The 21,374-nt window shown below is 71.1% G+C and carries 17 protein-coding genes; 7 read left to right on the forward strand and 10 right to left on the reverse strand.

All coding sequences use genetic code 11. The features are described from left to right. Nucleotides 1-14 precede the first annotated feature (14 nt). The 6 genes from DI272_RS05140 to DI272_RS05165 all read left to right on the forward strand — a co-directional run bounded on the left by DI272_RS05140 (nt 15) and on the right by DI272_RS05165 (nt 6,055). A complete protein-coding gene (locus DI272_RS05140; RefSeq protein ID WP_109493948.1) occupies nt 15-872 on the forward strand; it encodes a chain length determinant protein in 858 nt (285 codons plus the stop codon). Continuing rightward, on the forward strand, nt 835-2,424 hold the full coding sequence (locus DI272_RS05145) for a lipopolysaccharide biosynthesis protein (RefSeq protein WP_109493949.1): 1,590 nt from the start codon (nt 835-837) through the stop codon (nt 2,422-2,424). Before DI272_RS05140 ends, DI272_RS05145 begins: the two co-directional genes overlap by 38 nt. A gap of 146 nt (nt 2,425-2,570) precedes the next feature. Continuing rightward, entirely contained in the window at nt 2,571-3,551 is a 981-nt protein-coding gene (locus tag DI272_RS05150) for a hypothetical protein (RefSeq protein WP_181387092.1), read from the forward strand. After that, the gene (locus DI272_RS05155; RefSeq protein ID WP_109493951.1) at nt 3,548-4,348 is read left to right on the forward strand and encodes a glycosyltransferase family 2 protein; all 801 of its coding nucleotides are present in this window, start codon (nt 3,548-3,550) and stop codon (nt 4,346-4,348) included. The genes DI272_RS05150 and DI272_RS05155 overlap by 4 nt, the downstream gene beginning before the upstream one ends. Nucleotides 4,349-4,412: 64 nt before the next feature. After that, the gene (locus DI272_RS05160) at nt 4,413-5,090 is read left to right on the forward strand and encodes a hypothetical protein (RefSeq protein WP_109493952.1); all 678 of its coding nucleotides are present in this window, start codon (nt 4,413-4,415) and stop codon (nt 5,088-5,090) included. Beyond that, nucleotides 5,084-6,055 carry a class I SAM-dependent methyltransferase gene (locus DI272_RS05165; RefSeq protein ID WP_109493953.1) on the forward strand — a complete coding sequence of 324 codons (972 nt, stop codon included), beginning with the start codon at nt 5,084-5,086 and terminating at the stop codon, nt 6,053-6,055. The genes DI272_RS05160 and DI272_RS05165 overlap by 7 nt, the downstream gene beginning before the upstream one ends. 1 nt (nt 6,056) lies before the next feature. Here the strand turns inward: DI272_RS05165 and DI272_RS05170 are convergent, their stop codons facing one another. Together DI272_RS05170 and DI272_RS05175 are read right to left on the reverse strand one after the other, a co-directional pair. Further along, entirely contained in the window at nt 6,057-6,956 is a 900-nt protein-coding gene (locus DI272_RS05170) for a glycosyltransferase family 2 protein (protein ID WP_109493954.1), read from the reverse strand. After that, complete coding sequence (locus tag DI272_RS05175; protein ID WP_109493955.1) at nt 6,953-8,980, reverse strand: O-antigen ligase family protein; 2,028 nt, start codon at nt 8,978-8,980, stop codon at nt 6,953-6,955. Before DI272_RS05175 ends, DI272_RS05170 begins: the two co-directional genes overlap by 4 nt. Nucleotides 8,981-9,069: 89 nt before the next feature. Here DI272_RS05175 and DI272_RS05180 point away from each other — a divergent pair, with 89 nt between their 5' ends. After that, on the forward strand, nt 9,070-9,741 hold the full coding sequence (locus DI272_RS05180) for a hypothetical protein (protein WP_109493956.1): 672 nt from the start codon (nt 9,070-9,072) through the stop codon (nt 9,739-9,741). A gap of 14 nt (nt 9,742-9,755) precedes the next feature. Here the strand turns inward: DI272_RS05180 and DI272_RS05185 are convergent, their stop codons facing one another. The 8 genes from DI272_RS05185 to DI272_RS05220 form a co-directional block, all read right to left on the reverse strand. Continuing rightward, complete coding sequence (locus tag DI272_RS05185) at nt 9,756-10,802, reverse strand: glycosyltransferase (protein ID WP_109493957.1); 1,047 nt, start codon at nt 10,800-10,802, stop codon at nt 9,756-9,758. Nucleotides 10,803-10,877: 75 nt separating this feature from the next. Continuing rightward, nucleotides 10,878-14,444 carry a DUF4082 domain-containing protein gene (locus DI272_RS05190; protein ID WP_258314467.1) on the reverse strand — a complete coding sequence of 1,189 codons (3,567 nt, stop codon included), beginning with the start codon at nt 14,442-14,444 and terminating at the stop codon, nt 10,878-10,880. A gap of 93 nt (nt 14,445-14,537) precedes the next feature. Next, nucleotides 14,538-15,638 (reverse strand): DegT/DnrJ/EryC1/StrS aminotransferase family protein, encoded by a 1,101-nt coding sequence (locus tag DI272_RS05195; protein WP_258314468.1) that lies wholly within the window; start codon nt 15,636-15,638, stop codon nt 14,538-14,540. A gap of 17 nt (nt 15,639-15,655) precedes the next feature. Continuing rightward, nucleotides 15,656-16,345 carry a NeuD/PglB/VioB family sugar acetyltransferase gene (locus DI272_RS05200; protein ID WP_109493960.1) on the reverse strand — a complete coding sequence of 230 codons (690 nt, stop codon included), beginning with the start codon at nt 16,343-16,345 and terminating at the stop codon, nt 15,656-15,658. Beyond that, nucleotides 16,342-17,481, reverse strand: coding sequence for a DegT/DnrJ/EryC1/StrS aminotransferase family protein (locus DI272_RS05205; protein WP_109493961.1), 1,140 nt, complete (start codon nt 17,479-17,481; stop codon nt 16,342-16,344). Before DI272_RS05205 ends, DI272_RS05200 begins: the two co-directional genes overlap by 4 nt. Continuing rightward, a complete protein-coding gene (locus tag DI272_RS05210; RefSeq protein WP_109493962.1) occupies nt 17,478-18,464 on the reverse strand; it encodes an SDR family NAD(P)-dependent oxidoreductase in 987 nt (328 codons plus the stop codon). Before DI272_RS05210 ends, DI272_RS05205 begins: the two co-directional genes overlap by 4 nt. 32 nt (nt 18,465-18,496) lie before the next feature. Next, nucleotides 18,497-19,606: a Gfo/Idh/MocA family protein gene (locus DI272_RS05215; protein WP_258314469.1), complete on the reverse strand. Its 1,110-nt coding sequence runs from the start codon at nt 19,604-19,606 to the stop codon at nt 18,497-18,499. Then, nucleotides 19,606-21,045: a sugar transferase gene (locus DI272_RS05220; RefSeq protein WP_109493964.1), complete on the reverse strand. Its 1,440-nt coding sequence runs from the start codon at nt 21,043-21,045 to the stop codon at nt 19,606-19,608. The genes DI272_RS05215 and DI272_RS05220 overlap by 1 nt, the downstream gene beginning before the upstream one ends. Nucleotides 21,046-21,374: the final 329 nt, after the last annotated feature.

The raw sequence follows: 21,374 nt of genomic DNA on the forward strand, positions 1-21,374 counted from the left end.
CACTAGGGGGGACCATGGATCTCGCGGAGATCTTCCGTGTCATGCGCAGGCGCTGGTACGTCCTGCTGCCGGGGCTGCTGGTCACCGCGGGCCTGGTGTTCGGCGTGACGCGGGTGGTTCACGTCACCTACCAGTCGCAGAGCACGGTGGTCCTGCTGAACTCCCAGAAGGCGACGCTGGCTTACGACGGCAACCCCTTCCTCAGCACCCAGACCTCGCTCACCGGCATGGCCGACAGCCTGGCGCGCAATCTCAACTCCGACGACTCGGTCCGGGATCTCAAGTCCCGTGGCGCGAAGGGGACGTTCGAGGCGAAGCTCGCCGACAACGCCCAGGGGCCGCTGCTCTGGCTGACCGTCACCGGCACCGACAAGGCGTCCGTCCTGTCCTCGGACAAGATCCTGACCGCCTACGCCGAGGAGCGGCTGGAGCAGTTCCAGCAGGACCAGTCGGTCGCCTCGAAGGCCATGATCCGGATGACCACGATCGTGGCCCCGCAGAGCCCGGTGGCCCAGACCAAGACGCGGCTCGAATACATGATCATGGCGGGGGGCGCGGGCCTGGTGCTCAGCCTGGTCGCGGTCTTCTACGTCGAGGCGCGCAAGCGGCCGCGGCGGCCCTCCGCACCGGAGGACGGGACCGCCGACCGGGACGCGGCGGCCGACGTGCCGGTCGTGGAGGAGACGCTGGCCATCCGCAGGCCGCCGAGCTGGTCGCAGTCCGCCGGGAACGAGCGGGCCACCGCGGACGGCCGGTCCGCCGCCGGCCCGAAGGAGCCACGGCCCGTGATGGCCGGAGCATCAGCCGCAGAGCCGCGCGACGAGGAGTCGACCCATGGACATCGCCCGCGCACCGGACAGCGCGACCGGTGAGACGAGCGACACTCCCGGCGCGACGGGCGACGAACCCGCTCCGCCGCCTCCCGCCGAACCCGCCGCCCCCTCCCTCGGCCGCAAGGTCCGTTCGGCGGCCCGCTGGAGCCTGATCAACACCGTCGTCCTGCGCCTGGGCAACTTCGCCACCGGCATCGTGCTGGCCCGCTTCGCCCTCGGCCCCGCCGAATGGGGCGTGTACGGCATCGCCCAGACCGTGCTGCTGGTCCTGCTGTCCGCGAACGAACTGGGCGTCGGCCTGGCCATCGTGCGCTGGGAGGGCGACGCGCGGCGGTTCGCGCCGACCGTGCTGACCCTCAGCACCCTCTCCAGCGGCCTGCTGTACGTGGCGCTGTTCGCGGCGGCGCCCACGGTGGCCGGGCTGCTGGACTCGCCCGACGCCGCGGGCGTGCTGCGGGTGATGTGCCTGTGCGTGGTCATCGACGGGGTGGCCCAGGTGCCGGGCGGCTTCCTCACCCGGGAGTTCGCCCAGGGCAAGCGGATGGCCGTCGACGGGCTCAACTTCGTCGTCGGCACCGGCGTGACCCTCGTACTCGCCTTCGCGGGCTGGGGCGCGATGAGCTTCGCCGTCGGCGCCGTGGCCGGGAACGTGGTGACGCTCATCGGCTGCGCGCTGGCGGCACCGGGCACCCTCAAGTACGGCTGGGATCCCGAACAGGCCCGCGCCCTGCTGCGGTTCGGGCTGCCGCTGGCCGGGGCGAGCATGCTGGCGCTCGCGGTGGTCAACGTCGACACCATGGTGGTGGGCGCGACCCTGGGGAACATCTCCCTGGGCTTCTACGTGCTCGCCTTCAACATCTCCGGCTGGCCCGTGCGGATCATCTCCGAGGCCGCCCGCCGGGTCTCCTTCGCCGGGTTCTCCCGCCTGGCCGACTCGCCGCAGGCGCTGGCCCAGGGCTTCAGCCGCGCCCTGGGCGTACTGATGACCGGCACCGTCCCGCTGTGCGTGCTGCTGGCCGGCCTCGCGGAGCCCGTCATCCGGCTCATCTACGGCGACCAGTGGGCGCCCGCGGCCGGTGCGCTGCCGTGGCTGATGGCCCTCGGCCTGATCCGCATCGGCAGCGAACTCGCCTACGACTGCCTGGTCGCGGTCGGCCGGCGCCGCTCGCTCTTCCTGGTGCAGGGGCTGTGGCTCGTCGCCCTGATCCCCGTACTGCTCATCGCCGCCCGCCTCAACGACACCACCGGGGTCGCACAGGGCCATGTCCTGGTCGCGGGCGGGCTGGTGGTGCCCGTGTTCCTGATCGCCCTCGGGCGCGGCGGCATCGGCGTGGGCCTGATCGCCCGGGCCTGCGCCTGGCCCTTCCTCGGCGGGGCCGTGATGGCGGCGGTCATCCTCGGCCTGGAACCCCACTGGGGTGACGGCCGCCTCGCGCTTCTCGCCATCGGCACGATCGCCCTGGCCGGCTACACGGTGTGCGTCCTGCCCAGCCGCGACTTCCTGCGCGGCGCCGACTCCGGCGACCGGCGCCCTCGCGGCCGGCACCGGGCGACCGCACCGGTCCGGTCTCCCCGACAGGACTTGAGGTGAACCGGATGTCACGGCCCACCAGCCGACGCACGTTCCGCGGGCTGCTGCTCGCGGCCTTACTGACGGTCGCGAGCGCGGCCTGCTCGGGATCGGACAAGCCCGCCTCGGCGGGCTGCCCGAAAGACTCACCGTCGTGCCGTACGGGCGTGACCTCGGCGCCGCCGGTCGGCACACCGTCGGCCGGAACCGGCGAGGCCACGGGCACCCCGGCCGTCTCGTCGAGCCCGCCGTCCGCCCCGTCCCCGACCTCCCCGGCCCCCTCGGCGAAGGCCCCCGCGCCGAGCGGCACCTCCGCCGCCCGGACCGGCTGCTCCTCCCCCGGCGCCTGCGGCTTCCCCGACGCCCGCACCACCGGCCCCCGCACCCGGCTGACGCCCAAGAAGACCGGGTACCGGACCATCCGCACCGACGGCACGGTCATCCGGGGCCAGGACATCACCGGCTCGCTCGACATCTACGCGAACGACGTCACCATCATCGACACCAAGATCACCTCGGACAGCTGGTGGGGCATCAACCTGCGCCCCGGCTTCAGCGGTCTGCGGGTCCTGCACTCCACCATCACCGCCGTACCCGGCACCGGGCCCGACAACGGCGGCGTGGACTACGCCGTGTCGAACATGGGCGGCAGCTCCGTCGAGGTCGGCTGGTGCGACATCTCGGTGTTCGGGGACGCCCTGTCCATGGGGCAGGGCGACATCCACGACAACTACGTCCACGACATCGAGCCGTTCGTGAACCTCGGTGGCGAGTGGCAGCACACCAACGCGGTGATCAGCGGCGGCGGCAACACCGGCCACCTGAGCATCCGCCACAACACCCTCCTCAACGAGACCAGCCTCAAGCAGGGCGCCTCGGGCAGCATCGGTCTGTTCGCGGACGTCGGCGTGGTCCGCAACGTCACGGTCGAGAACAACTGGATCGCCGGCGGCGCGTACGCCCTCTACGGCGGTTCCACGGGCGCCACGGGAATCAAGGTCACCGACAACATCTTCTCGACGGAGTTCCACCCCGCCTCGGGCGGCTACGGCGTGGTCGCGCACTGGAACGACAAGGGAGCCGGGAACGTGTGGCGCAACAACCGCCTCTCCGACGGCCGCCTAGTCACCCCGGAACCGACGTCATGAGGGGCGTCGTGCCGCGCCGCATCGCGCGGGCGCCCTGGGCACTGCTGAAGGCGGCCTTCGGCTGGCTGGTGCTGTTCGAGGTCCGCAACAAGGTCCTGCTGGCGCCCTCCGCGCTGCGGTTGCGCCGGGTCGAGAACACTGAGGTCCGCCGGCTGGCCGCCGCGCTGCCCGCGCCGCCCTCGGCCCTCGTCGCGACGGTGATCGCCACCCACCGACGCCCCGAGCCGCTGCTGGCCGCGGTCCGCTCGGCCCTGGACCAGACCGTGCGCGACCACGTCGTGATCGTGGTCGACGACGGCGCAGGACTCCCCGAACTCCCCTCCGACCCGCGGCTGTTCGCCGTCTCGCTGTCCCGCAACACCGGCGTGGCGGGCGTCGTGCGCAACATCGGCATCCGCCTCACGCGGTCCCGGTACGTCGCGTTCCTGGACGACGACAACCTGTGGGAACCCGACCATCTGGAGCGGGCGTTGGCGACCCTGGAGTCCGCCGACGGTCCCGCGGGCGTCTACACGGCGCTGCGCCGCGTGCTCCCCGACGGCAGCGAGAAGGACGTCCTGTCGGTGCCCTACGACCGCCACCGCGCCGCCCGCGAGTCGTTCCTGGACACCAACGCCTTCGTCGCCCGCCGCAGCCGCTCCCTGCGCTTCAGCCGGCTGCGCCGGCCGCCGGAGGTGCTGCCCCGGGAGGACTGGGAGCTCATCCACCGGTACGGCCGGTGGCACCGGGTGCGCCATGTGCCGCACCCGACCGTCCGGTACCTGGTGAACCCGGACAGCTACTACACGGACTGGTGACGGCCCGTGCCCTGCGCCCTCCACTGCTCCTCTTGTTCCGCTCCGACGTCAGGTGGTTGACCCGATGCCCCGATCCCGTGCCCTCAGAAACAAGTTCGTCGACGCGCCCGGCTCACTGGGCGAACGCATGCGCCTCGCCCGCTGGGAGCGGTTCCGGCGCTGCTTCCCCGGCATCGAGGGCATGCGGGTCGTGGACCTGGGCGGCACGGCCGAGATGTGGCTGCGCGCCCCGGTGCGCGCCAAGCACGTCCACCTGATCAACCTGGAGGCGCACCCCGCCGACCTGCCCGACTGGATCACCGCGGAGAACGCCGACGTCACCGATCCGGAGGTCGCCGCCGAGCTGAGCACCCAGGGCGGCTACGACCTGGTGTTCTCCAACTCGACCATCGAGCACGTCGGCGGCCACAGCCAGCGGCAGAAGTTCGTCGCCGCGGTCGAGCAACTGGCGCCGCTGCACTGGATCCAGACGCCGTACCGCTACTTCCCCGTCGAGCCGCACTTCGTCGCGCCCGGCTTCCAGTTCCTGCCGCTGGCCGCCCGGGCCCGCCTCGTCCGGCACTGGCCGCTCGTCCACAGCCGTCCCGACAGTCCCGAGTCGGCCATGAACGCCGTGATCAACATCGAGCTCCTGACCCGCACCGAGATGCGCTACCTGTTCCCCCGGTCGGTGCTGCTCAGCGAGCGGGTGCTCGGTGCCCCCAAGTCGCTCATCGCCGTGAGAACGGAGACCGCATGCTGAACAACCTGGTCAACAGGCACGACGCGGACCGGCTCCTGCGCAAGGTGCGCAGACTCGAACTCAACCCCGTGCTGGCCAAGTTGCGGGTGCGGGGCGGCGCGCGGGTGGTCCAGCACTGGTCGCGGGTCGACCCGTCGCTGACCGAGTGGTGGGCGATCCCCTCGGTGATCAAACGGTGGAACCTGCTGATGACCGGCGACGCGGAGGTGTCCTTCCCGCAGTACGTGGCCGCCAAGCACTTCGCGCCGCGTACCGATCTGCGCGGCCTGTCCCTGGGCTGCGGCACCGGCGGCAACGAGCTGCTGTGGGCCAAGACCGGCGCGTTCTCCCTCCTGGAGGGGGTGGACGTGGCGCCGGATCGCATCGACTTCGCCACCCGCACGGCTGCGGAGGAGGGGCTGGCCGATGTCCTGCGCTTCCGGGTCACGGACGTCAACCGGATGACCGCGGACGGGGAACGCTTCGACGTGCTGCTGGGCCTGCAGTCGCTGCACCACTTCGACAACCTCGACGAGACGCTGCCGCGGCTGGCCCGACTGATCGAGCCCGACGGACTGTTCGTGGTCGACGAGTTCGTCGGACCCACGCGCTTCCAGTGGAGCGATGCCCAACTCGACGCGGCCAACGCCCTCCTTGCCCTGCTTCCCGAGGAGCGGCGGCGGCTGGCCGACGGGCGGATCAAGCGGCGGGTGGTACGGCCCAGCAGAATGTCGATGGTGCTGGACGACCCTTCGGAGGCGGTGGACGCGGCGGCACTGCTGCCGGGGTTGCGGCGGGAGTTCGACGTGGTGGAGGAACGCCCGTACGGAGGAACGGTGCTGCACATCGCCTTCTCCGGGATCGCCCACAACTTCCGCGATCAGGAACCGGAGACCCTGGAGCTGCTGGAGCGCTGCTTCGCCCTGGAGGACGCGGCACTGCCTGAGGTGGGGCACGACTTCGTCGCGATGGTGTGCCGGAGGTGAGTCAGGGCCCCGGTGTCTCCTGAAGCGCCCCCGGCCGGATCAGAGCCACCGCTGCCGCCCTGCTCGCGGGGCGGCCCAGGGCCGCGCGAGAGGTCTCCCGGAGGAGGACTGCCGTGCGGAACGCCGCCGTGGCCAGTGGCCCGTGCCTGCGGCCGTAGAGGCGGACCCGGTTGAGGGTGAGCAGGGTCCAGAGCCGGGGTGACACCTGGGAGTCGCCTCCCAGGTGGACCGCCTCCGCCGACGGCTCCAACTGCGTGGCAAAGCCCAAGTCCCGCGCACGGAGGCAGAATTCCGTCTCCTCCGAGTAGAGGAAGAAGGACTCGTCCCACGGGCCGCACGCGGCCGTGCACTCCCGGGAGACGGCCATCAGCGCGCCCGTCGCCCAGTCCGCGCGCGTGGGGCGCCGGTACGCGGCGGGGTCCGTGACCAGCTCGCTCAGGGCTGGGAAGCGGCCCGCCCGGGTGTTGCCGATGACGGCCTCGCCCAGCGCCCTGAGCACGGTCGACTCACGCCGCAGGGAGCGGTGGGGGGTGTTGCGGCCTTCCTCGTAGAGCAGGGGTACGGCGATCCCGACACCGCCCCCGAGACTGTCCACCAGGCGTTTGGCGCACCCCTGCCGCATCCGGACGTCCGGGTTGCAGATGAGGGCGACGTCGTACTCCCCCGCCGCCCCCAGCGCCGCGTTGATCCCGGCCGCGTACCCGGCGTTGCGGCCGGTCTGGACGACGGTGGTGCCGGGGGCGAGGGTCTGGATCACGTCGACCGTGTCGTCGGCCGAGTCGTTGTCGGCGACGACCAGCCGCCAGTCCAGGCCCGCCATGCCGTCCGGAAGGGCGGCGAGGAATCCGGGGAGCACCGGGGCGCTGTTCCAGGTGACGACGATGACGGCGACGGTACTCATCGGGACTCCACGAGTCGGGGCTGCTCGGTCTCGGTCGGCGTGCGGGGTGCGGGAAGTCCGGGGGCCGCTGCCGCCTCGCGGCGCACGAAGCCCAGGTAGCTGCCGCCCGCGCCCAGGACCAGGAAGAACATTCCCGCGTACATGGGGAAGCTGAGCGCGTCGAAGGTGGCGCTGATGACCAGGGCGACCAGCGCCGAGGCGAGGAACGCCTGTCCGAGTTCGCGGTCGGACTCGGTGCGGGCGAGCCTGCGGATCGCGCCGCCGGTGTGCATCCCGGTGATGAAGAGGGCGAACAGGGCGACGAGCCCCAGGATGCCCATCTCGGCCAGGGTCAGCATGTACTGGTTGTCCGTGAAGAAGTACAGGTCGGGGGTGAAGGTGCCGAAGCCCCGCCCGAACCACGGGTGTTCGTCGAAGTACGGCACGATCGCGCTGTACTTCACCGTGCGCGCCTGGGTGCTGCTGTCGGAGTTGGACAGGAAGCTGGCGAACAGGTTGGTGATCGTGCCGATCAGGCCGGGGATGATCACCTTGAAGCCGGCCACCGAGCCCAGGATCAGGCCGATCGCTGCCCAGCGGCGCTGCGGCCTCCAGCGGGGCACCATCACCACGATCACGATGAACGCGCCGATGATGGACGTCCTGGACACCGTCAGCGGAAGCGCGCCCGCCATGACCGCCACCGGGGCCCAGCGGCGCAGCGCGCCCGCGTGGCGGCGTACCGGGTCGAAGGCCTGGTGGACGGCGAAGGGCACCAGGATGGCCAGCATGCCGCCGAACTCCAGCGGGTGTGCCGTGGTGGAGCGGGGCCGGGTGAACGAGCCGCGGTCCATCGCACTGATCCCGGCGGTGCTGGACTGGAGGCCCGGGATGTGGATGGAGTCGGCGATGTTGGTGGCGGCGAAGAAGTCGTAGTAGCCGATCAGGGCGACCACGGTGCCCATGACGACGAGGCGCCGCATCAGGGTCTCCAGGCGGCTGCGCTCCTGGATGCCGGCCGAGGCCAGCACCACCAGCGCCACCCAGACGCCGAGGCCGATGAGTCCGCGGTCGGCCCCGAGGACCTCCTCGTGCGAGCTCTCCCGGGACGCGTTCGCGAGGTACGACAGCAGGACCGCCGCGGCCAGCAGGCACATCACCACGCGTACCAGCCGGGTGCCCGGGGCCGGCAGGATGCGGCCGCCGAGCCAGGTCGCGAGGTACCAGAGCAGTCCGAGCAGGGCAAAGACGTTGGCCGGGGTGCCGACGCCGCCGAGCGCGGGCAGGGTGAGGTTCGACGGGACGAAGAAGGCGAGCGCCAGATAGCCGGTGAGGATCGTCGTGGCGTCCAGTCTCCGCGCCAGCAGGCCCTTGGGCCGTTCGGGCGGGCGGGCACGGTGGCGCCGGGGGACGTATCCGGGCTGGGCACGGCCCCTGCGGCGTACCACCGCGACGCCCTCGGCCAGGATGGACAGCAGGAACGCGGCGACCATCCCGACGATGACGACGGCCGCGATGTTCTGGTAGCGGCTCTTGGGCTGGGAGACGGGTGTCTGGGGCAGGACGACGGGCGCGGCCTGCACGGCGTACACCGACGGCACCTTGGACGCGGCCTGAAGGGCCTTGAGCTGTTCCCCGGTGAACTTGGTGAGGGTCGTGGTCTCGCGGAGCACCTTCGCCCGGTCGGTGCCGGTCACGCTCAGGGTGAGCAGCGGACTGTCGGCGTCAGGTGCGAATCCGACCGTGTAGCGGTCCGTGACGCCCCGGGAGTGCAACTCCTTGGCGGAGTCGTTCGACTGGAGCGTCCTGATCAGCACGTCGGCGGTGACGACCAGCGAACCCCCGGCGTTCGACAGGGGGTTGCCGAAGGTCGGCGCCAGTTCGGCGATGGCCGAGGAGTCGAGCAGGGTGACGGAGCTCTGCGACTCGTAGGACACCGGGACGGTGCGGAAGAGGTAGCCGCCGGCGAGGACGCTGAGCAGGGTGAGCGGCACCATGCAGTACCAGCGTCTGCGCATGATCGCCAGGAGGTCGCCGAGGCTCACGCGCCCTCCTCTCGTCGCAACCGCCGTGATCCGCTGGCGACTTGCCCTGGTTGATGCGAGTATCGGTGGCGACGGAAGGACTCCCCGCTGTGTCGCCTCGTGAGGTCGCCGAAGCGCTGCTGCGCCGCTGGTACGTGCTGGTGTTCGCGCTCGTGCTGACGGCCGCCGGAGCGTACCGAGTGCTGCATCCCGCCCCTGAGTTCCTGAGTTCGGCGGTGGTCGTCCTCAAGCCCCCGGTCACGGGAAACCAGCCCAACCAGCTGACCAACCTCCAACCGCCGCTCGCCACCCTCTCGTACGGCGTCGTCGAGCAGCTGGAGTCGCCCGCCGGGCGCAAGGAGCTTCGGGCCGCCGGTGTCCACGGCGCGTACCAGCTGATCCCGCGCAACAGCGGCACCAGCGCGACGCCCCGCTATCTCATCCCCTCGTTGCAGGTGCAGGTGAAGGGCGCGAGCGCCGAGGAGGCGGACGCGGCGGTCGGCCGGGTCATCGACGTCTACACCCGACATGTGACCGACCTCCAGGAGGCCCAGGGCATCCCGGCCGGGTCGCGGATCAACGCGTCCGTCCTGGTGGCGCCGAGCGCCGCCGCGGTGCAGGGCACCAGGACGCGCGCCCTGGCGGGCACGGCGCTGCTGGGCGGCATCGGCGGCATGCTGGCCGCGCTGTGGTTCGACCAGTACGCACTGCGCCGCAGGAGCCGCGGTAAAGGCGCCCAGGAGGCGCCTCGTGCCGCCGAGGAGCTCGCGGTGACGGGCTGAGTGGTTCACGGGCATCAGATTCCGCGGCGCTTCCAGGACTCCCACCACAGCCACTCCCGGCCGCGCTCGGCCACGGCCGACCACACCAGTGGCTGGAGGTACGGCATGGCTTTCGGCCCGATGCGTCGGCGCAGCCGCAGGGCGCGGTACTCGGGCAGGGTTCGGTATCCCGGCAGGCATTCCTCGGCGAACGCCACGCACTCGTCGACGGGTACGACGGCGGTGCGGCCCCGGTCGTAGGCGCGGTAGGCGCGGCGCAGGGCGTAGCGGGCGAGCCGGGTGTGGACCCGGTCGGCCAGGCGGTCGGCGTGCGGGAGCCGGTCGCCGCACTTGGCGAGCACCGAGTCGTAGGCCACCAGGCGCTGGCGGAGGTCGTCGAGCTGGCCGCCGAAATCGGTGGTCGACATGTTGTTCCCGTGGACGCGGTAGAAGGCCTGGTCGGCGCCGCGGATGTAGCCGACGTCGGCGTGGGCGGCGAGTCGCATCCACATCTCGATGTCGCCCGCGTGCGGGAGGGCCGGGTCGTAGCCGCCGACCTTGCGCTGGAGGTCGGTGCGGACGACAACCTCCGGTGAGGTGATGCAGCCGGTGCCCTCGCGGAAGCGCCGCTCCAGCCACCACTGGCCGGGGTAGACGACCGAACCGGTGCTCCGCGTGCGGGCCTTGGGCAGCGGGCCGCCGTGCTGGAAGCGCAGCGGCCGCCCGTAGGCGAAGCCCGCTTCGGGGTGGGCGTCCAGGAGCGCGGCGGCCCGGGCCAGGGCGCCGGGTACGAGTCGGTCGTCGGCGGAGAGCAGGGCCACGTAGTCCCCGTCCGCCCACTCCAGGAGGCCTTCGTTGTAGGTGGCGATGTGGCCCTTGTTGGTCCGGTGGGCGTGGACCTCGATCCGCGGGTCGGTGGCGGCCAGCTTGCGCGCGACGTCCGCGGAGTCGTCGGGCGAGGCGTCGTCGATGATGAGCACCCGGACGTCGACCCCGGGGTTCTCGTCCAGGACGCTGCTCACGCAGTCGGCGAGGAAATGGCCGTACTTGAAGCACGGGATGACAACACTGACGCTGCTCATCGGTGGGGGTAGCCAATCCCCGGCGGCGGTCCCCCTGTTGCGGGCGGGAGACCACCACCGGTGGGTTCTCGTCGGTCAGTTCTTCTTCTTGCGGACGGTCTTGCTGGTCAGGGTCCAGCTGTGGGACTTCACCGTCTTGTGGTGTCTGTCCCGGGCCGTGGCCGTGACCTTGAACCTGGTGCCGTCCGGCAACGGGGCGGACAGGTGGACGGACACCTTGTGCGTGCTGCGGTTGTAGGAGACGACCGCCGTGACGTGCAGCTTCCTGGCGGCCTCGGTGCCCTCGAGGATGGTCAGGTCCGCGTCGGCGGAGGTCACCTCGGCGTCGGCGGACACGGCCGTCACGAGGGCGTGCTGCTCGTCGGCGGTGAAGGTCACCGTGGACGCGCCCTCCTCGGAGGCCGTCTCCGCCGCCAGCGAGTTGCCGGGGTCGGTGGCGGTGAAGACCGGGCCGACCCAGTAGTTGGCCGATCCGTAGGAGCCGGTCGGGAAGGCCGAGTCGGCGCCGTACTTGTAGAGCCCGTTGTGGTGGGCGGTGGTGTCGGCGGTGCCGGTCAGCGGATAGGACTGGTGGGCCGAGGCGAAGTAGCCGCCGTCGACCGCGTAGTGGCCGTTGGGTGCGTGGTAGGAGACGACGTAGGCGGTGTCCGCGGTGACGGCCACCGGGGTGGCGAAGGTCAGCGTCTGCCAGCCCGTCGCCGTCTCGTTGACGAAGGTCCCGGCGGCCAGCAGTGTGCCGTCGTCGGTCCACAGGCTGCCGGTGTGGGTGCCCGTGTTGCCGGTGCCCTTGTAGAAGGTGACGCCGGTGATCCAGCCGGCCGCCGAGGACGTGAACCGGGTGCCCAGCTCCACGGAGTTGGGGTCGGCGGTCATGTCGGTGGTCGACGGCACCGTGGACGGACTCCACAGCGTGCAGGGGCAGGTGACCGGCGGCGGGGTGGCGCTGGTCGTGAAGGACCAGGTCACCGGGTCCGCCATGGCGTTGCCCCAGACGTCGGACGCCTGGACCGAGGCGGTGTACTGGGTGTGCAGCAACAGTTCGGTCGACGGGGTGAACGTCGCTTTGTTGGCCGCGGGCAGGGTCACCGACCCCGGCACGGTGTTGCCGTTCGGGTCCTTCAGCGTGAACGTCAGGTTCTCGGAGTCGACGGACGCGCTGAAGACCGCCGACACCGATGCGGTGATCGCGGTGTCGGTCGCCCCGGAGGTCGGGGAGGTGGAGGTGACGGTGGGCGGGGTGGTGCTGGCCGTCGAGGTGTCCAGGACCACGTCGACCCAGTAGTTGCTGCCGGAGGACTGCGAGGTCGGGAAGGCGCTCGTCGAGGTGTAGCGGTAGACGCCGTTGCCGCCGTCGGTGCCGGACTTCAGGGCCGTCAGCGGGGCGAGGCCCGCGTCACTGTCCGAGAAGTAGCCGCCGTCGTAGGAGTATCCGCCGTTGGGGGCGAAGTACGAGGCGACGTAGGTGGTGTTGGCCTTGACGGTGACCGGGGTCGAGAAGTTCATCTGCTGCCACCCGGAGGCCGACTCGCCCGAGAAGGTGCCCGTGGCGAGCAGCTTGCCGTCCTTGGTCCACAGGTTGCCGGTGTGGGTGCCGGTGTTGTACGGCGACTTGTAGAAGCGGACGCCGGTGATGGAACCGGCCACCGTGGTACGGAACTTGACGCCCAGCTCGACCGAGCCGCCGTCACCGGCGTTGACGGTGCCGGGCACGGCCGTGGCCGGCCAGACGGTGCACGGGCAGGCCTGCGGGCCGACCGTGATCGGGATCGTCGTGACGGCGCCGATGTTGACGCTGTCGTCGACCGCGCGGACCTTGATCGAGGCAGCGCCCGGGGTCGTCGGGGTCCAGCTGTAGGTCCAGGAGCCGAGCCCGGTCGCGGCCTTCCAGGTCGTACCGCCGTCCGTGGACACCTCGACGCGGGCGACCACGCCACCGGAGTCGGTGGCGGTGCCCTTGACGGTGACCGGCTTCAGCGCGGGCACGGTGACCCCGGCGGCGGGGCTGGACACGGTGATCGCCGGGCCGGTGGTGTCGGTGGACTTGGTGGCGGCGATGAGCCCGCTCTGCCGGGTCAGCGGCTGGACGCCCATGTCGGCGAGGAGATTCACCGTCGCCTGCTGCATCCGGGCGTCCTCGGTGACGACCTGGTCCTCCGGGTTGTACGTCGGCAGGTTGGTCAGGCCCCACGACCACTGCACGGTTCCCGACCCGAACACCAGGGCCCCGGAGTCCTGGTCGCGGAAGGCGACGAGGCTGTGCGTCGCCGTGCCGTTGCCGTAGGTGTTGCCCCAGTCCAGGCGCAGCTTGCCGTCGTTGATGTCCACGGTCGTGGACGACAGGTCGATGGCCCCGGCGGGCCGGGTGGCGTTGTCGATGTCGCTGTCCCACTCGTAGCCGAGGGTGCCCTCCGGGAAGGTGGCCGTCTGGCCCGACGTCAGGTTGGCGATGGAGGTGTTGCGCCACAGCCGGTTCTTGCCGTACGAGCCGGGGACCGTGATCGCGTCGGCGCGGTAGCCGTTCACCGTGAACATGGAACCGGTGAGGATGTTCGGCGGCTGGTAGGACTGCCCGTACTGGGTGCTGGTCGGGTCCATCCAGGTGCCGGTCCACTGGCCGCTGGGGTCGGCGACGCCGTTGTTCTGCGCCATCTTGGTCATCTTGTAGCAGACCAGGGTGCGGTTGGCGGTGTTCGCGCCGTCGATGCTCGGGGCGAGACGGGTCTTCCAGAAGACCTCGTTGCCGCTGAAGAAGGCCTCCTGCACGCCGGCCTTCCGGGCGGCGAGGACCTTGGAGTACTGGTCCTGCGTCCAGTACTCGTCGTGTCCGGAGGACAGGTACACCTTGTGGTTCTTCAGCAGCGTCTCGCCGCGGGTCGACACGTCCACGCCGGACAGGTAGCTGACGTCATAGCCGTTGCGCTCCAGCCACGCCAGCATCATGTACTCGGAGCCGTAGATGCCGTTGTCGCCGCCGATGTCCAGCGGCCGGTTGTAGCTGACCTCGTAGGCCCGGCCGTCGGGCGCGGGCCCGGCGCCGCCGTACAGGTCCTGGCCGCCGTAGTCGTTGTATGCCTGCCAGGTCTGGTCGCTGGTCTGTACGACGATGTCGGAGGTGCTGGAGTCCTTGCGGACGACGAACGGGTACGGCATCAGGCCGTCGCCGTCGGTCTGCGTCAGGTTGGCGATGTACAGGCCGGACACCGCGTCGCTCGGCACCGTCCAGGTCGCGGTCACGGGCCAGTTGCCGCAGTCGACCAGGCCGGTGCCGGCCTTGGTGGTGCAACTCGCCGCTTTTGTCGTGTAGTTGGCGGGATAGGTCGTCGCCGCCTGCGCCGCCGTCGACATCAGGCGGGCGCCGTCACCGCCGTACCAGCCCAGCCGGTAGATCTCGATGCGGTACGAGGTCTTCGACTGGACCTTGAACTGAACGGTGTCCCCCGCCTGGACGCTCTCCTTGGTGGTGAACCCCTGGATGTCACCATAGGAGTTGGGCGAGTACCAGTCCGTCGACGGGCTGCCCGTCTTGGAGTTCTCGCAGACGACCGGATTCGAGCCCGACCCGCACGGATCGGCTGCCGCCTGGGCGGTTCCGGCCTGCGGGAGCACCGCCCATATCAACGCTGCCGCGACGGCGAGGCGCACGCCTCGCAACCGTCTGCTCCATCTGTTCATGTCGTACCTCTCAGCGGTGCTGTGCAGGACCGACCCGTGCGGTCGGGGAGAAGCGGGGGCCGGTCAGCCGGCGAGCGCGTCGGTGAGCGTCTCGACGACGCGCTGCTGCTGGTCGGGGGTGATCTGCGGGTACAGCGGCAGTGACAGCATCCGGTCCGCCGCCTTCTCGGCGTTCGGGAAGTCGCCGCGCGCATGGCCGAGGTGGGCGTACGCCGGGGTGAGGTGGACCGGCGCCGGATAGTGCACCCCGGCGCCGATGCCCTCGGCGTTCAGCTTGCCGACCAGGTCGTCGCGGTCGGCGTCGGTGACCTGGACGACGTACAGGTGCCAGACGTGGACGTTGCCGGGGACGGTCACCGGCAGCACGATCCGGCCGGCGGCAAGGAGCCCGGCGAGCAGTTCGTCGTAGCGGGCCGCCGCGGCTCGCCGGGCCGCGTTGCCGTCCGCGAGGCGTTTGAGCTTGGCTCGCAGGACGACGGCCTGGAGTCCGTCGAGGCGGCTGTTGAACCCGGGGACGTCGTGGCGGTACTTGGCGACACCGCCGTGGTTGGCGATCGCGCGGACCAGGTCGGCGGCTTGTTCGTCGTCGGTCAGCACGGCGCCCGCGTCGCCGTAGGCGCCGAGGTTCTTGCCCGGGTAGAAGCTGGTCGCCGCGATGCCACCCCTGCCGGGGGTCCGGCCGTCGCGGGCGGCGCCCTGACACTGGGCGGCGTCCTCCACGACCCGGACCCGGTCGGGCAGTCGGTCCACCAGCTCGCCCACGTCGGCCATCTGGCCGTACAGGTGCACCGGCACGACCGCCTTGGTGGCCGGGCCGACCGCGGCCAACGCGGCCTGCGGGTCGAGGAGATGACTGTCGGGAAGGCAGTCCGCGAGGACCGGTCGGGCGCCGATCCGGGCCACGGCGCCGGCGGTGGCGATGAAGGTGTTGGCGGGTACGACGACCTCGTCGCCGGGCCCGACACCGCTCGCACGCAGGGCGAGTTCGACGGCGTCGGTGCCGTTGGCGACGCCCACGGCGTGCGCGACCCGGCCGAAGTCGGCGTACTCCCGCTCGAATCGGCGTACCTCGTCGCCTCCGACGAACGCGGTGCCGGCGAGGACCCGTTCGAAGCCGGACCGCACCTCCTCGGCGACCTCCTCGTGGGCAGCTTTCAGGTCCACGAGCGGAATCTGGTTGTTCACGTGACCGGTCCCCCCATTGTTCGCGTCACCAGTTCTTCCAGCGCCGGAGCGCCCGCCTCGCGCAGCCGCCGGGCCGGGCTCCCCACCCAGACCTCGCCCGGCGGTACGTCGTCGAGCACGCTGCTGCCCAGGCCGATCTGCGACCAGGCGCCGATCGTGGTGCCCTCCCTGACCAGGGCGCCGGAGCCGACGTAGGCCCCCCGCCCGAGCCGTACTCCCCCACCGAGCCGGACGCCCGCGGTGAGCGTCGCGAAGTCCTCGATCACATCGTCGTGGGTGAGGACGACGTGCGGCATGACCGAGACGTGGGCGCCGACGCGCACGGCGGCGGTGAGGACGCAGTGCGCGAGCAGGACCGAGCCGTGCCCGATCCGCGAGGTCGCGGACACCACGGCGGTCGGGTGGACGACGGTGGCGTACCGCTCCTCGGGCAGCGCGAAGCGGCGGACCAGGCGGGCCCGCGCCGCGTAGTCCCGCGGGTTGCCGATGCAGACCACGACCCGGGCCGCGGGCAGGTCGTGCACGAGGTCGCTCCCGCCCAGCACGGGGACGCCGTCCACCTCGGTGCCGTGCAGCCCGGGATTGTCGTCGAGATGCCCGAGCAGCTCGAACTCGCCCGCGTCCCGCACCGCTTGGGCGGTCTCGCGGGCGAAGCCGCCCGCGCCGACGATGACAAGTCCGTTCATCTGCGCGCCTGTTCGCGCAGGACGGCGACGACGCGGTCCTGCTGGGCCTCGGTCATCGTGTGGAACAGCGGCAGAATCAGCGAGTTGCGGGTGATCCGCTCGGTGCCGGGCAGCGGTGCGCGCGGGTGGTCGGCGTAGGCGGGTTCGAGATGCGCGGCCATGATGCCGCGGCGGGCGGAGACCCCGGCGTCGGCGAGCGCGCCCAGCAGGTCGTCCCGGCCGACGGGGAAGTCCTCGTCGAGCAGCACCCAGTAGGACTGGAAGTTGGACTGCCCGTGCGCGGGGTCGCGCACGGCGGTCAGGCCGGGGATGTCGTGCAGCAACGTCTCGTAGCGAGCGGCCAGTTCACGGCGGCGGGCGATCATCGCGTCGAGCTTGCCGAGCTGGACCATGCCGATCGCGGCCTGGACGTCGGTCATCCGGTAGTTGAAGCCGACCTCCAGGTAGCGCTCCAGGACCGGCTTGTTGCTGGCGTGGCGCTCGGCGGCCGAGGCGTTCATGCCGTGCTCCCGCAGGCGGCGCAGCCGGCCCGCCCACTCGGCGTCGTCGGTGGTGAGCATCCCGCCCTCGCCGGTGGTGACGAGCTTGCGGGGGTGGAAGGACCAGGCGGCGAGCAGCGCGCCGTGCCCGACGGGCTTGCCGCCGACGGTCGAGCCGATGGCGCAGGCCGCGTCCTCGACCAGGGGCAGGTCCCAGTCGGCGCACGCGGCGCGCAGGGCGGTCACATCGGCGGGGACGCCGCCCTGGTGAACGGCCAGTACCGCTCTGGTACCCGGGGTACGGACCGCGTCCACGGTGGCCGGGGTGAGGTTGCCGGTGGCGAGGTCGACGTCGGCGAACACCGGCTCGGCGCCGACGTACCGTACGGCGTTGGCGGTGGCGATGAACGACAGCGAGGGCACCACGACCTCGTCGCCGGGCCCGATGCCGAGGGCGACGAGGGACAGGTGCAGGGCGGTGGTGCAGGAGCTGACGGCGATGCCGTGCTCGGCACCCACCCGCTCGGCGAAGGCCTTTTCGAAGGCGGCGACGCGCGGGCCCTGGGCGACCCACCCCGACAGCACGGCGTCGGAGGCGGCCCGGGCCTCCTCCTCGCCGAGCCAGGGGATCATCACCGGGATGCGGTCGGTGCTCACTCGGCGGACTCCTTCGCGGCGGAACGCTCGGCGCGCCACCACTCGACCAGGTCCTTGAGCCCGGTGCGCAGATCGATCTGTGCCGTGAACCCGAGCCGTTCGGCCGCCCGTGAGGTGTCGGCGAGCCGTCGGCTCACGCCGTTCACGGCGCGGGCGGGCCCGTGCACCGGCTCAAGTCCCGTCGCCCCCATGGCTTCCAGCAGGCCCTCGGCGAGCTCCTTCAGCGAAGTCTCGGTACCGCTGGCGATGTTGAACACCTCGTCGGTGAGGTCCGACTCGGCGGCCAGCACATTGGCCCTCGCGATGTCACGGACGTCGACGAAGTCCATCGTCTGCGTGCCGTCGCCGAGGATCAGCGGCGGCTCTCCCGCCTCGATGCGCTCCATCCAGCGGATGAGGACCTCGGTGTAGAGGCCGTGGATGTCCATGCGCGGCCCGTAGACGTTGAAGTAGCGCAGCGCCACGTAGTCCAGGTCGTACATGGCGTGGAAACTGCGCAGCATGCCCTCGTTGAAGGCTTTCGCGGCGCCGTAGAAGGTGTCGTTGTTGTAGGGATGGTGCCGCTCGGTCGTCGGGAACTCCTCGGCCATGCCGTAGACGGACGCCGAGGACGAGGCGATCACCTTGGACACTCCGGCCTCGGCGGCTGCCTCCAGGACGTTGAACGTCCCGTCGACCAGTACCTCGTTGGCGAGCCGCGGCTCCTCCGCGCACTGGGTGATACGGATCGCGGCGAGGTGGAACACCAGGTCGGCGCCGTCGGTGACCTTCTTGACCGTGGCGGCGTCCCGGACGTCGCCCTCGACGATCTCGACGGCGCCGCTGTGCAGCGCCCGGGCGAGGTTGGCCCGCCGCCCGCGGACGAAGTTGTCCAGGACTACGATCTCGCGGGCGCCGCCCTCGGCCAGGAGGTCGACGAGGTTGGAGCCGATGGTGCCCGCTCCCCCGGTGACCAGGATCTTCTTGCCACGTACGCTGCTCAACTGCTGTGCCCTCCCAGGTGTTCCGACTTGGTTCAACGCCCGGCGCGCAGGCCGACGACCGCGCCCTTGAACTCGAGACTTCGGGACGCCGCCTCCAGGATGTCCAGCACCCGCAGGCCCGCCCGGCCGTCGGTCAGCGGCGCCCGCCGCTCCCTGATGGCGTCGCCGAACTCGTCGACCATGCTGCGCAGCGCTTCCTTCTCGCCGATGGCGGGCGCGACCATGTCGCCGGAGCGGTACGAGATGAGCATGTCGCGGCGTTCGTCGGCGCCGATCTCCTGCGGCGAGGCGAGGTCCACGCCACGGTCGTAGACAGCCACCCGCTGCAGGGGGTTGAGGTCGTCCCAGACCAGGGTGCGCTTGGCACCGCCCACCATGGTGGTCCGTACCTTGGTCGGGGACAGCCAGTTGACGTGCACGTGGGCGATGGCGCCGGTGTTGAGCGTGAGTGTCAGGTAGGCGACGCAGGCCTGTCCGGCGCCGATCGGGTCGGCCCCGTGGGCGGCGACGGCGACCGGCTCGACGTGGTCGGGGAGGATGAAGTCCAGGATCGACAGGTCGTGCGGGGCCAGGTCCCACAGCACGTCGATGTCCTTCTGGACCAGCCCGAGGTTGATGCGGACCGAGTCGACGAAGTGGATCTCGCCGAGTTCACCGGAGCGGACCAGGTCCCGGATGTGGCCGACGGCGGGTGTGTAGCAGTAGGTGTGGTCGCACATCAGGGTGAGCCCGCGCTCCTCCGCCTCCGCCACCAGGCGCATCCCGTCGGCGTAGGTCGCCGCGAGCGGCTTCTCGACGAGGACGTGCTTCCCGGCGCGCAGGGCGGCCAGGGCGATGTCGAGGTGAGTGCCGGCGGGCGTGGCCACGGCGACGGCGGCCACGTCGGGGTCGGCGAGGACGGCCGCGTAGTCGGCGGTGGCCTGGACCGTGGAGTAGCCGCCGAGCACACGCTGGGCCCGGTCGACGTCGAGGTCGCACAGCCAGCGCAGCCGGAACCGCTCGCTGGCCTGGAAGTTGCGGACGAGGTTGGGCCCCCAGTAACCGGCCCCGACGACCGCGACCCCCAACGGCTCCTGCGTCACAGCTGTCCTCTTTCGTCGGTCGGCCCGCAGGTCCTGGTCCTTGGACTGCTCTCGGCTCATCAGTAGGCCCCCGTTCCGCGCACCACCGCGGACCCGGTGCGCAGGAGGATGGTCAGGTCGAGGCCCATCGACCAGTTGTCCACGTATCCCAGGTCGAGCCGGACGGCCTCGTCCCAGGGCAGGTCGGAACGGCCGCTGACCTGCCACAGTCCGGTGAGTCCGGGCTTGACGAGCAGTCGGCGCTTGATGTCCGAGGTGTACTCCTCGACCTCCGCCGGCAGCGGCGGCCGGGGGCCGACGAGCGACATGTGGCCCCGCACCACATTGAGCAGCTGGGGCAGTTCGTCGAGCGAGCTGCGGCGCAGGAACGCGCCGACGCGGGTAATGCGCGGGTCTTCCTTCACCTTGAACAGCAGGCCGTCGCTGTTCTCGTTGAGGTGCTCCAGCTGGGCCTTGAGTGCTTCTGAGTCCGGCCGCATCGTACGGAACTTGAGCATGGTGAAGTGATCGCCGTACCGGCCCACCCGCTGCTGGCGGAAGAGCGCCGGCCCGGAGCTGTCCAGCCGGACGACGAGCGCGATCAGCAGCATGGGCACGGCCAGGAGAAGCAGCAGCACAGCGGCGAGGGAACGATCCAGCAGTTCCTTGGGCAGCCGGGCGAACCGGGAGAGGTTGGGCGGCTGGATCCGCACCAGCGGCACGCCGTTGGTGGGCCGCACCGCGAGCCGCGCGGCGGAGACGTCGGCCAGCATCGGGGCCAGCAGGAAGTCGACGCCCTGCGCGGCTGCCGTCCAGGACATCCGGCGCAGGACGAAGGCGTCGAGCTCGGGCGCCGGGAGCACCACCATGGTGCTGACTCCCATGACCCGGACGACGTCGTTCATGTCGTCGACGCCGCCGAGGACGGGGATACCCAGCTTGCGGATGTCCGTGGCGTTCTCGGGGTCGGTGAGGCACACCCCGGCCAGCTGGAGTTCCTGCGCGCCGCCGCGGCGCAGTACGGCGACCAGCTCCAGGATGCCGCGTGACGGCCCGACCAGGAGCGTCGCGCTGCGGTCCCGGCCACGCGCCCAGCGGTGCAGCAGTGCGCGGCGCAGCAGGTGCCGGACGGGCAGGGCGATCACGACAGCGGGTACCGCGGCCATGGTCATGTCATGGAGAAGGGCGGAATCGTGCGTTCCCAGCCAGTACGCGAGGGCGGACAGGGCCGGCAGCGCGACGGCGCCGCGCAGCACCCTGCGGTACTCCTCGGTGCCCCGTCCCAGGGCACTGCGGTCGTAGGTGCGATGAGCGAGCATCGCCAGGATCCACGTCGGAGGCAGCACGAGGGCCACCGCCCAGCGGCCGTAGGCGCCGTGGACCACTAATGCCGCGACAACGGCCGTGACACCGTCCGCGACCAGCAGAACAGTCCGGTACTTACGGTCCCAGGGTCTTCGGCGAGCTGCCGGACGCCTACGTTCCACATCCCGTTGCTCATGCGTGACCTCAATGGTCATGGCCCCCCACCACAGGCGCAGCTACCCCTGGCCGCAAGAGATCAGGACCTACCGTCGCACGTCCCCGGCCAGGGCTGGATCAGTGCCGATGTGTCTCCTCCACACAGCGGCACCGGAATCAAAAGCAGAGCCAGAAATCAATCAAGAAGGTCTGCGACGGTTCCCCAACCGCCCCATGGCCTTTGCACGTTGGTCAATGCGATTTCCCCATCCGGTTACCAAGGCCGCGCCTTGACATGCCATCAGAGGCAAGTTCCCCTCCCCCATCGGCCCGGCGGGTCTCAATCTAGAGCATTGACCGCAGCCACGGGAACAGTTGGACGAAACAC

The sequence above is a fragment of the Streptomyces sp. Act143 genome (assembly GCF_003143935.1).
Classification (GTDB): domain Bacteria; phylum Actinomycetota; class Actinomycetes; order Streptomycetales; family Streptomycetaceae; genus Streptomyces.

Bases quoted from the DNA above. Each gene is read 5' to 3' on its own strand.
- DI272_RS05220 (WP_109493964.1), bottom strand. From the start codon at position 21,045: ATGACCATTGAGGTCACGCATGAGCAACGGGATGTGGAACGTAGGCGT.
- DI272_RS05165 (WP_109493953.1), top strand. From the start codon at position 5,084: ATGCTGAACAACCTGGTCAACAGGCACGACGCGGACCGGCTCCTGCGC.
- DI272_RS05170 (WP_109493954.1), bottom strand. From the start codon at position 6,956: ATGAGTACCGTCGCCGTCATCGTCGTCACCTGGAACAGCGCCCCGGTG.
- DI272_RS05155 (WP_109493951.1), top strand. From the start codon at position 3,548: ATGAGGGGCGTCGTGCCGCGCCGCATCGCGCGGGCGCCCTGGGCACTG.
- DI272_RS05185 (WP_109493957.1), bottom strand. From the start codon at position 10,802: ATGAGCAGCGTCAGTGTTGTCATCCCGTGCTTCAAGTACGGCCATTTC.
- DI272_RS05145 (WP_109493949.1), top strand. From the start codon at position 835: ATGGACATCGCCCGCGCACCGGACAGCGCGACCGGTGAGACGAGCGAC.
- DI272_RS05215 (WP_258314469.1), bottom strand. From the start codon at position 19,606: ATGAGCCGAGAGCAGTCCAAGGACCAGGACCTGCGGGCCGACCGACGA.
- DI272_RS05140 (WP_109493948.1), top strand. From the start codon at position 15: ATGGATCTCGCGGAGATCTTCCGTGTCATGCGCAGGCGCTGGTACGTC.
- DI272_RS05200 (WP_109493960.1), bottom strand. From the start codon at position 16,345: ATGAACGGACTTGTCATCGTCGGCGCGGGCGGCTTCGCCCGCGAGACC.
- DI272_RS05160 (WP_109493952.1), top strand. From the start codon at position 4,413: ATGCCCCGATCCCGTGCCCTCAGAAACAAGTTCGTCGACGCGCCCGGC.